The organism is Paenibacillus sp. GbtcB18 (assembly GCF_019091125.1).
GTDB lineage: Bacteria > Bacillota > Bacilli > Paenibacillales > NBRC-103111 > Paenibacillus_F > Paenibacillus_F chitinolyticus.
In genome coordinates this window covers 879622-890459 of record NZ_JAGXJX010000001.1, presented here as the reverse complement: position 1 = coordinate 890459, position 10838 = coordinate 879622, and the positions used below count along the sequence as shown (strand labels likewise).

Annotated in this window: 9 protein-coding genes and 1 pseudogene; 3 read left to right on the top strand and 7 right to left on the bottom strand. The window is 53.9% G+C overall.

What is annotated here, in order from left to right:
- Window positions 1-157: 157 nt before the first annotated feature.
- The 5 genes and pseudogenes from KVT34_RS04060 to KVT34_RS04040 all read right to left on the bottom strand — a co-directional run bounded on the left by KVT34_RS04060 (window position 158) and on the right by KVT34_RS04040 (window position 5400).
- The gene (locus KVT34_RS04060; RefSeq protein ID WP_217556805.1) at window positions 158-1333 is read right to left on the bottom strand and encodes an MFS transporter; all 1176 of its coding nucleotides are present in this window, start codon (window positions 1331-1333) and stop codon (window positions 158-160) included.
- Between the two features lie 821 nt (window positions 1334-2154).
- Window positions 2155-2457: pseudogene (locus tag KVT34_RS32935) on the bottom strand (Gfo/Idh/MocA family oxidoreductase); the annotation flags it as partial.
- A 21-nt stretch (window positions 2458-2478) separates the two neighbouring features.
- Entirely contained in the window at window positions 2479-2976 is a 498-nt protein-coding gene (locus KVT34_RS04050; RefSeq protein WP_217556803.1) for a GNAT family N-acetyltransferase, read from the bottom strand.
- A 65-nt stretch (window positions 2977-3041) separates the two neighbouring features.
- Window positions 3042-4259, bottom strand: coding sequence for a 5-aminolevulinate synthase (gene hemA / locus KVT34_RS04045; protein WP_217556802.1), 1218 nt, complete (start codon window positions 4257-4259; stop codon window positions 3042-3044).
- 244 nt (window positions 4260-4503) lie between these two features.
- Window positions 4504-5400, bottom strand: a complete 897-nt coding sequence (locus tag KVT34_RS04040) for a LysR family transcriptional regulator (RefSeq protein ID WP_217556801.1) — start codon at window positions 5398-5400, stop codon at window positions 4504-4506.
- 133 nt (window positions 5401-5533) lie between these two features.
- On the opposite strand from KVT34_RS04040, the gene KVT34_RS04035 reads away from it, so the two are divergent.
- The gene (locus tag KVT34_RS04035) at window positions 5534-6274 is read left to right on the top strand and encodes an SDR family NAD(P)-dependent oxidoreductase (RefSeq protein ID WP_217556800.1); all 741 of its coding nucleotides are present in this window, start codon (window positions 5534-5536) and stop codon (window positions 6272-6274) included.
- Between the two features lie 304 nt (window positions 6275-6578).
- On the opposite strand, the gene KVT34_RS04030 is transcribed toward KVT34_RS04035, so the two are convergent.
- Together KVT34_RS04030 and KVT34_RS04025 are read right to left on the bottom strand one after the other, a co-directional pair.
- Complete coding sequence (locus tag KVT34_RS04030; protein WP_217556798.1) at window positions 6579-7403, bottom strand: alpha/beta fold hydrolase; 825 nt, start codon at window positions 7401-7403, stop codon at window positions 6579-6581.
- A gap of 137 nt (window positions 7404-7540) precedes the next feature.
- Window positions 7541-8533: a LacI family DNA-binding transcriptional regulator gene (locus tag KVT34_RS04025; RefSeq protein ID WP_217556797.1), complete on the bottom strand. Its 993-nt coding sequence runs from the start codon at window positions 8531-8533 to the stop codon at window positions 7541-7543.
- 104 nt (window positions 8534-8637) lie between these two features.
- Here KVT34_RS04025 and KVT34_RS04020 point away from each other — a divergent pair, with 104 nt between their 5' ends.
- The gene (locus tag KVT34_RS04020; RefSeq protein WP_254634605.1) at window positions 8638-9960 is read left to right on the top strand and encodes a DegT/DnrJ/EryC1/StrS family aminotransferase; all 1323 of its coding nucleotides are present in this window, start codon (window positions 8638-8640) and stop codon (window positions 9958-9960) included.
- A gap of 43 nt (window positions 9961-10003) precedes the next feature.
- Window positions 10004-10801: an HAD-IIB family hydrolase gene (locus KVT34_RS04015; RefSeq protein ID WP_217557260.1), complete on the top strand. Its 798-nt coding sequence runs from the start codon at window positions 10004-10006 to the stop codon at window positions 10799-10801.
- Window positions 10802-10838 lie beyond the last annotated feature (37 nt).

The window sequence follows — 10838 nt, the reverse complement described above, 5'->3', positions numbered from 1 at the left end:
TGGGCGACCTGGCGTGGGCGACCTGGCGTGGGCGACCTGGCGTGGGCGACCTGGCGTGGGCGACCTGGCGTGGGCGACCTGGCGTGGGCGAAAAAAAAGACCTTTCATGCCGCTAAACGGCTGAAAGGTCTTTTTTTTCGCGCTCACGCGCCCCCGCTCAAGACTGGATCTTCTCTTCCCGGCCGGCTTTGGAGAAGCCCTGGCTGCGCGAGACGATCCAGATCTGCCCGAGCAGCGCCGCCGCAATCAGCGCGCCCGCGACGATCGGCAGCTGGCCGGGTGCCAGCCCCGCGAGCAGAACCGCGCCGCCAAGGGCGGAACCTACCGCGCTGCCGAGATAATTCGCGGAACTGTTCAGCGCCACGGCTGCCGGCCCGTGTTCGGGCTGAAGGACGAGGAGCACATGCTGCTGCGGAGCCTGAGAAGCCCAGCCGGTCGCCCCCCACACGACGAATGCCGCGAAAGCGGCAAGCGCGTAATGAATCCCGACCGGAAGGACGAAAACCGCCAGCGCCATCAACGCCAGAATCACGGTCATCAACAGCCCGGGACGTCCCGTACGGTCAATGAGCGTTCCGATGGAAAAACTGCCGATGACTCCGCCGATCCCCCACGCCCACAAGTACGGAGTAATGGACTCGATATCGGCCAGATCCTGGAGAACGGACGCGACGTACGTGTACAGTCCCAGACTGGCCACGCTTGTAATAAACGTGATGCCGACTGTTGCGGCAACGCGCCCGTTCGTCATCATGGCAAGACGCTGACGCAGGGACGGCGGAGCCGCCGCCGGAAAGTTCGGAAACCGGGCGGTAATGCCGATGATCGCGATGACGCCGAGTGCCGTTACGGCCCAGAGCGTTCCCCGCCAGCCGATCTGCTCGGCAATGAGCAGCCCTACGGGAACCCCGATGACTGTCCCCATGCTCATTCCGCCCAGCGTCATGCCGAGTGCTCTTCCCCGTTTCTCGCTGGAAACGAGGGCCGCAGCCGCAGCCGCAGCCAGCGGCGAATACAGGCCCGCTCCGATCCCGGCAATTGCGCGGGAGAGCAGCAAAAGCGTATAGGTCGGCGCAAGAGCCGTTCCCGCGTTGGCCAGCGTGAACACGACGAGCGCCAGCAGGAGTATGCGCCGTACCGGCTTGCCGGCCAGTATCGTGGCGAATACCGGTGCCGCCAATGCATAACAGAGCGTAAACACGCTTACGGCCTGACCGGACTGCGATGCGCTGATGTTAAAGTCCGACCCGATTGCGGGAAGCAGACCCGCCACCACATAGGCATCAAAGCCCAAAGCGAACATGCCGATGGTAAGCAGTAAAACTTTTTGCATGGAAATCTCCCTCGCTTATCTTGTTCGATAGTAGACCCGGATGCTCAGCCGAGGCGTTCCCAGTTCGTTTCATCATTGAAAAACTCCCGTTCGGAGCCGACGACATACTGTACTGGGCCGATTGTCCTCGCGTCCGCGTCGATCGTATTGAGCAGCTTCTGGAGCTTCAGGGAACTTGGCAAATCCGCGAAAGGCTGGGAAGGCTCCGCCCCTGAAGCGGCAAACCCCGCAGCATCGCCGACGAGCCGGATTAACTTGCGGATCGTGTTCAGTTCCGGACGGCTTTCGTCGATTTCCGTCTTGAGATCCACGATGACGCGTTCTCCGGTATTCGTTTTTTCCCAGATCCGTAAATAATCGATATCCCAAACCGGCGTGTCAAAAATCATCGTCGCGAAAATCAGCTTATTCGCCGGTGAGGCGAAGACGAGATCGACCTCCCGCTTGCGGAGAATGTTGACGAAGCTGCTGTAACCCGTGACGACGGCTCCGGCCAGATTAGCGGTTATCGCCGCACTGTCCAGCACGGCCGTTCCGGAAATGGAGAAATCCGAGCGGATGCCTTGCAGATCCTTCAACTCCAGCTCCGCATCTCCGCCGCTCACCCACTGAACGAGATCGAGCGGGTGAATAATTTCGCTGATCACCCCGCTTGTCGGCCTATGGTCGTTGATCCGGTCCTTTCCCCAGTAAAAATTGGCGCGTACGAGACGCAAATTATGATCCTTCACATACTGCTTCAACGTGATCGAGGCATCCGAGTACCGCTCCACAAGGTCCAGAGCGAATCCCGAAATATGCTTTAAACTTGCTTCTACCTCGTCGAGATCGTCCTGAGGATGCACCAGAGGTTTTTCGCAAATAACGAATCCCCGGTAGTCCCGGAGCTGTTTGATCACGTCGATATGATATTCGTCGTTTACGCTTACGACAACTACGGCAGGCTCGAATTCTTTCACTGCCGTCTCTATGTCGGCAAAATACCGGTAGCCGTTCGATTTCGGATTGCGGTTCACATAAGCAACCTCAACGGGTTCATTTCCCGTCACCGCCGGGTCCAGATTGGAGAAGGCTTGCAAAAAGCGGGTTCCCGCATAGCCCAGTCCGATAATGAGTACGTTCATGCGCGTCCCCTCCGAGGTTCATTAAAATTCTTTAATCAGAAGATCTTCTCCCGATTCCGAAAAGCCTAAATTCTCGTACAGCCGCTTGGCGGATGGGGTCGTCTGAAGCGTTACCTTTCCTACTTCGTTGGCACGGAACCAGGATAAAACATAATTCATAATCCCTTCGCCCAGTCCGTGGCGCCGCTTGTCCGGATGAACGACCACAGTCTGAATCCAGCCGACTTTGCCGTTCAGGCAGCCTTTCATCGGCGCACGGTCGTCGATAATGCCGATCGCGCAGGCGCAAATTCGTTCTTCGTCGTCCATACTTGCCGCCGCCACGAGTATGCGGTCGTTTCCATTCAGATTGGCTCGGAGCCAATCCCGGTACTCCGATTGCCAGGCGAGGTCTTCTTCGGCGGAGCGGGAAACATAATGCCCTTCGCCCTGGCTGAGTAAAATTTTACGGAGCTCCACGAGTTCTCCTATATCTTCCAGCGAAGCCCTTCTTATCCGCAGGGCCAGACTCGTATTCATGCCGATTCACTCCCGTTTCTTCTGATGCAGTCTGACGGAACCGACCTTTCCACCGGAAGATCGGGTCAGGCTTTCAAAGCCAGTGTTTTGATATCGAAATACTCGAACACTTCGGTTAAGGCGTTTACGAGCTCGTAGATGTGCTCTTCCGTATGATTCGGGGTCACATTCACCCGGAAACGCTCCGTACCGACCGGCACTGTCGGCGAGTTGATCGGCTGCAGGTAAACATGATGCTTCTCCAGCAGTCTGCGCGCAGCCAGCTTGCATTTCTTCGCCTCCCCGACCAGAACGGGAAGAATATGCGACTCGCTGGACTCCATCACCGGAATGCCGGCCTCGGCCAGCGCATTGCGCAGCAGGACCGTCTTGGCGTGAAGTGCGCTGCGCTCCGCATCCGAACGCTTCAAATGCTCCACACTGGCGTAGCAGGCCGCTACTACGGCCGGAGGCAGCGACGTTGTGAAAATAAAGCCCGAGGCGAAGGAACGCACACTGTCGATCAGCGGTGCCGAACCCGTTATGTAGCCTCCTATAATCCCGATGCCCTTGGCCATCGTTCCCTGGATAAAATCGATGGAGTCCGCTACGCCGAGCTGGGCAGCGATTCCCGCACCGCGCGGTCCGTACATCCCGATGGCATGTACCTCGTCAAGGAACGTGAGGGCTTTGTATTTTTTCGCTAAGCGTACGATTTCAAGGATCGGCGCGATGTCCCCGTCCATCGAATACACGGATTCGAACACGATGATTTTGGGTCGGTCAGCCGGCTGGGCGGCCAGCAGTTCTTCCAGATGCTGCACGTCGTTGTGCCGGAAAACGGCTTTTTCCGTTTTGGAGCTGACAATTCCGTTAATGATGGAAGCATGATTCAAAGCGTCCGAGAAAATGATGCTGTCGGGAAAAACGCGCGCCAGGCACTGGAGCGTGGCGTCGTTGGAACCGTAGCCTGTCGGGAACACAAGAGCCGCTTCTTTGCCGTGCCATTCCGCAAGCGAAGCTTCCAGCTCCGCGTAATAGTGGTGGGAACCTCCGATATTCCGGGAACCGCCGGAGCCGGCTCCGTACAATTCTATTGCCTTGTGCATCGCTTCGATAACAACTGGATGTTGAGACATACCGAGATAATCATTGCTGCACCATACGACCACCGGGTGATCGCCCTGGTTATCGACAAGAGCCATAGGGTACTTTGTCCGCAGCCGGTTAATGGTGACAAACTCGCGATATTGGCCGCTTTCCTTCAATTGGTTCAATTTGCTTTCAGCAATTTCCGTGTACATCTTTCATCCCTCCAGTTTCATGATTTGTATGTTTTTGTATGATGCGGAACTCCTATCCAATTAATAGTATAGGTTAACTCGGATATAACAATCAAGTGGTTTTTTGTAAATTTGTACAATTCTGTCAATTATATTTTTGAATTGTATAAACCTCCCGGAGGAATCAGAAAAACAAAAAAACACCGTACGTCGGTGTTTTTTGCTTTGGCGATTTATAAAAGGCAAACCGGAATGAACAGAAGCGTCATCCCTTTTGGCGTGTGAACTCCTGCAGCAGAAAGTCGTACAAGTTCTTTGCCGCACGCTTTAACGGCAGATCAGCCGGTCTGCAAATCAGGCCGCACGTCATGTTGATTCCGCTGCCCTCCATGGGAAGCGCTATCGTGCCTTCCGGTAAAGGATCGAGCACCATCCGCGGAACAAGCGCTGCGCCGAGGCCTTCGGCGACATAATGTTTTAGCGCGGACATGCTGCCGATTTCCATCGTATCCGGCGGAAAGCTTCCCTCTTTCCGGAACGCCGTCTCCAGCTTTCTGCGGTAAGGACACGACTGTGCCGTAATAAGCAGACGGGTATGGCGAAGCTGTCCAAGAGTCACCGATTCCGATCCCGCCCGGGTCAGCACGTGATCTTGAGGCACGAGCAGGAGAAACTCTTCCGTAAACAAAGGCTCGAAATGGAGCTGAGCGGCCGAATCCGGGAACGAACCTAACCCGAAGTCCAGCTCGCCTTTCAGGATTTTGTCCGTCAAAACAGACGTTCCGGCTATCTCAACGGAAATTCGAATATTCGGATACATCTCCGTAAAACGCCGGATCAGTCCGGGAAACTGGTGACTGGCCGTCGGTTCCGTAACGCCGACCCTTACCTGTCCCGCCTCGCCCGACGTAAGATCACCCAGCGTTTTTTGCAGCTGCTCCATGTTTTGCAGGATAGGAATGCTTTGTTCATAAAAGAGGCGACCCGCTTCGGTTAACGCGATTTTTTTGCCGCGCTCGAACAACAACACGCCCAGATCGCTCTCCAGCTTCTGAATCTGGGTAGTGACCGTGGACGGCGAATAAGCCAATTCTTCGGCCGCACGGGCGAAGTTTCCGTGTTCGACGATTTTTTGAAAGGACTTTAACGTTTTGAAATCCACCCGGCGTCCCTCCTTTTACTTCATTCGATTATTATGAACGTTTCCTTCAAAACATTCAAGTATATAAAACCCTTCTTCTCCTTTAAACTGGAGTCAGAAAGCCTGATTGAATTCCTTGAAGGAGTGATCGTATATGTTCATACAAAATAAAGTCGCCTGGGTAACAGGCGGGGGTACCGGTATCGGCAGAGCGACCAGTCTTGAACTGGCCAGACGGGGCGCCATCGTCGTCATCAGCTACTCGCAATCCAGAGAGGACGCGGAATCCGCCGTGCGGATGATTGCCGAAGAAGGCGGGAGCGCCGCCGCTTTTAAAGCGGATGTGACCCGGGAAAGCGAAGTCAATGAGCTTGCGGAACGGATTGCCGCCCGGTACGGGAGCATCGACCTGCTTGTCAACAATGCCAGCGTCACCCGGCATATCCCGATGAGCGATTTGGATTCGGCCACGGAGGAAGTTTGGGATGAACTTTATGCGGTCAATGTCAAAGGTATGTTTACCTGCGCCAAAGCGGTCGCTCCCCGGATGAAAAAAAACAAAAGCGGCGCCATCGTCAATGTCGGCAGCATAGCCGGACTTACGGGTCTCGGCTCCTCCATCCCATACGCCGTGTCGAAGGCAGCCGTCCACGGGCTGACCAAATCCCTGGCCCTGGCGCTTGCGCCGGAGATCCGCGTGAACTGCGTCGCGCCGGGCGCGGTAGCGACACGCTGGTGGCAAGGCCGCGAAGAAACGATGAACGCTCTCATCGGCAAGCTTCCCCTCCAGCGGATTGCGACCCCCGAAGACATCGCCCAAATCATCTGCTCCCTTCTGGAGCAGGAGGCGGTTACGGGGCAGATTTTGACGGCAGATGCAGGGCAGACTTTGTAGCTTTGTCGCTTTGTCGCTTTGTAGCTTTGTAGCTTTGTAGCTTTGTAGCTTTATAAACTCCAGCGCTTCTATATGAAAAGCCGACCTGGCAGAGAAGATTCTTGTGCCGCCGGTTGGAATCGCGTCGAAACTGTGTGTGCACTTAATAAAAAAAGATCATGGCACCTATGCCCATGATCTTTTGGGTTTGAAACGCTTTTGGATTTTATAAGGTATTATTTCTGGAGGACAGCTTTCCATTATTTCATCATCACTCTCACGCGATAAGATTAAACAGACTAAAGTATCTATACTCTCTCGGTGGTTATGGCAAATTGATACGTGTAACGATCGCATGGATCGCACTGATTACCGCTTGCGGTTTATTCAATTGAATATAATGGCCGGAATCAACGGTTGTGTGAACAACGTCGTCGGATAGGGCTGCAATTTTGTTTTGCAGGGAAGCCCATTTGGTTTCGTCGATCAAGCTGCCCGGGTTTTGCTCATCGCAGACACCGTGGCAGTTAGCGGAAAGAACCGTGATCGGTGTGTTACGAAGCGCATCTTGTGCATTCAGTTGACGAATTTGCTGATCGGTGGTCAACCAGTCGGTCCAAGTAAATTCGCCGGAGTACTCAATGTCGCCCCGGATAAATTCTTCTCCGAATTCTTGGACTACATCCTCGTGAGTGGAATCAACAAAAATAATGCCGGCTACTTCGCTAGGATACAGAGCAGCGTAGGTACGAGCAAACACGCCGGAAATGGAATGGCTCACGAACAGGTAGGGGCCGGGAATATTCGCGTTATGAAGCAAGGCGTGAAGTTGAGTTGCTTTTGTCACACCGTTCTTGGCAATAGTAGCGTCATCATCAGATTGACCGAGACCGGCACGGTCGTAGGAAACGGTCAATGTGCTTTGAGCGATTTGTTGTTGGACATAAGCCGTTTGCCATACCGTATGGTCATCACCGGAGCCGGAATCAAATACCATGGTCGGTTTACCGGGGACAGATGTTCCTTGAACGTCGATAAGAAGATCCAATCCGCTGCCGACATCAACCTTGGATGTTTGAGCGAACGCCGTTGTTGCGGACAATAAAAGAAGGACCACCATGAATAATGCCATTTTGGAAAAACGCTGCATGATCTCCATTCTCCTTATGTATTTATTTTTTGGGTTGGAGTACTACTCCCGTACAGTTACACTTCTCTCACCCCCCTCCCGGATTGAAGTCTATACATTCCCGTAGTTTATTTCATGAAATAAGTCTCAGCATCGCCTCAAGTTGACTCCCGTACCACCAATTCAGTCGGAAACAGGGTGACCTCCCGCTTCAGCGGAAGCTCTTCCGTCAAGCAGGCAAGGAGCCTTGCAACGGCTTTCCGTCCGAGCTGCTCCACCGGAATGTCGATGCTCGTAATGGTCGGCGTCGTTACCCTGCAGATCGGCTGATTGTCGTACCCGATGACGGCTAAATCGCCGGGCACGCTGTAGCCGAGATTCACAGCCTGTTTGATCAACCCTGCCGCAACCTGGTCGCTGCCCGAGAAAAGCGCGGCCGGTTTCTTCTCCGGCAGATCGTGGATCCGGTTCATAATACGGATGCCGTCCAGGATCGAGAAGGCTCCCTCAAAGATCCATTCCTCGCGATAAGGCAGGTTGTGGTCCGACAGGGCGGCCAAATACCCCTTCTTCCGCATGTTCTGCGCTTCACTGTTGGCCGTATCGAAGCAAAAGCCGATATCCCGGTACCCTCTTTCGATCAGGTGCCTCACTGCGGCATATCCTGATTCGAATTCGTTGTAGCACAAAATGGGAACCTGCGCCGTTTCATGAAATTCGTTGCACATGAGAATGGGTCCACGCTTCAAGTAAGGAGCGATATCCTCCCACACATTCTCCAGTGCGCCAAGAATGATCCCGTCCACTTCCCTATTCTGGAGAAGCTTCATCAATTCAAGTTCGGTTTCTTTACAATAGAAGGTTTGGAATACGCACACCTTGTAATTGAATTCCAGCGCCTGCAGCGATATTCCCTTGATCAGTCCGGCAAAAAAGGGATGGTCCGCCTTGGGAACGGAGACGGCCAGTAATTTGGAGCTGTTGGTGCGCAGCCCTCTGGCCAGAAAATGCGGCGTGTAGTTCAGTTCTTCAATAACCCGTAAGACTTCCCGCCTGATCTTCTCGGATACATACGGGTGATTGTTCAAGACCCTCGACACCGTGGATGTCGATACTTTGCAGAGCTTCGCGATCTCTTGTATCGTAGGCATGGATTTTCCTCCAAAAAATGTCTTGACCTGTCATCGATTTCATAATTTACGATGAAGGCGGATAGGAATTATCAAAAAATTCTGGAAACGGAGGAAAAACCGTGCTGACCACAAAAAACAAATATTGGGGAACAAGTAAGGACTATCTTCACCTGTTGGATTGCAGTAAAACTGGCCGTAACGTAGAACCGGATTGCTTTGAAAACCACTTGGTGAATAGTAAGTTACTAGAAAAATTATACATTTCAAGGAAGGAAAATACAATTAATACTCGTTCCCTGTTCCCCGCCCTCTCCGAATTTCCCGGCAAAGTCGATTTCCTGCCTTTGAACAGGCTGATCTCTGCAGAAGAGGTCGAAGCGATTCTGGCGGTGATGAAAGTGGTGCTCCCGACAGGGCAGTTTACCAGCGGGCCGTACGTGAACCGCTTTGAAGAGATCTTGTCAGGCTACCTGCGGAAAAAATATATCATCGCCACCTCCAGCGGGACGGACGCGGCGATGGTCGCTTTGCTCGCCTTGGGCCTTCGTCCCGGCGATGAAGTTATTATGCCGGCCAACAGTTTTGCGGCAACCGAAAATGCCGTGCTTGCAGTAGGCGGTGTACCGGTCTATGCGGATATCGATCCGCACACGTATACGCTGGACCCCGCAAGCGCGGAAGCGGCCATTACGCCCCGGACCCGATTTATCCTCCCGGTGCATTTGTACGGGAAGAAAGCGAACATGGCGGGGCTCCGTGAGCTCGCGGACCGCTACCGTCTGAAGATTGTGGAGGATGCCTGCCAAGCGATTGGCGTAACGGAACTCGGACGGGAGGGAGATGCCCTGATTCTGAGCTTCAACCCGTACAAGAATTTGGGGGTATGCGGCAAAGGAGGCGCGATAGCTCTCGATGACGATGAAGCGGCACGACGCTGCATGCAGTTCAGCTATCACGGATTTGAAGTCAACGTCAAGAACCGGAAAGTAAGGGACTTCGGATACAACAGCCGAATGGATAACCTGCAAGCCGCCATCGGGATCGAGCGGATGAAACATTTGTCCCTGAACAACTTCAAACGTGCCGTTTTGGCCGACCGGTACCGCCAAGGCCTGCAATCGCTGGCCGACAGCCAGAAAATCCGGCTGCCCGAAATGTCGGATGACCATGTCTGGCACCACTTCCCCATTCAAATCCTGAGTGCGGACAGGGATCTGGTTCGTCGCGAGCTGATGGACAAGTATTCGGCCGAAACCGATATCTACTATCCCGTGTTGTCCCATAAGCAGAATACTCTGTTCGTGAACGCCCGCTATAAAGATGCGCATCTTCCGCAAACGGAGCAGACGCACAGCCGGCTTCTGCACCTGCCTATGTATCCGCATTTGACCTGGGAAGAGCAAGATCATCTGATGGAGGGACTGCGACGTGTTATCGGAGTATAAAGACGGCTTTATCCGGCTGGAACATCCCGTGAAGCCAAAGCACATGGTGTTCTGCGATTTTGACGAAACGTATTTCCCGCACGTCCTGCTCGAAGAGCACCGCAGGGAACTGGAGGAGCTTGAAGCGTTCATTGAACGGAAGAGCCGCGAAGGAGAGCTGATGATCGGCTGGGTAAGCGGCAGCAAACTCGAGGATATTTTGCGTAAAATGAGCGGAGGGAAATTCCGGATCTTCCCTCACTTTATTGCAAGCGACCTCGGGACGGAGCTGACCTATATGACCCGGGAACGCTACGGCATGAGGGATGAACATTGGGACCGCCGGCTTGAAAGCAGCGGTTTCTCCGAAGAAACGGTCAAAACATTGATCGGGGAACTGTCTCAGGAGTACGGCGTGGACCTAGCCCCTCAGACCCAACTGGGCAGTTCCCGTTTCAAGTGGAATTTTTACTACAGGCAAAGAGACCCTATGACAGATCTGCATACGATAAAACACATCCGCGATTTGGCCGGCCGCTACCGGGTAGACGTCAATATTAACCGGTGCAATCCGCTGGCGGGTGATCCGGAGGACTGTTATGACGTGGACTTTATTCCGCTCGGAACCGGCAAGGCCGAGATCGTGCGCTTCATGTTGGAGCGGTACGGCGTTCAGCCCGAGCATGCGTTTGCTTTTGGCGACAGCGGGAACGACCTGCATATGCTCCGGGCCGTCCGGCACGGCTACTTGGTTCACAACGCGACGGAGGAAGCCAAAGGCCTGCATCCCCTGGTCTCCGAAGGGGCTTATGTGAAAGGCATTCTTCATGTACTGAAAGAACACCTGCAAGCGGGAGCGTGACGATTCAAAGACCTTTTGTTGATCAGAGAGAAAAACC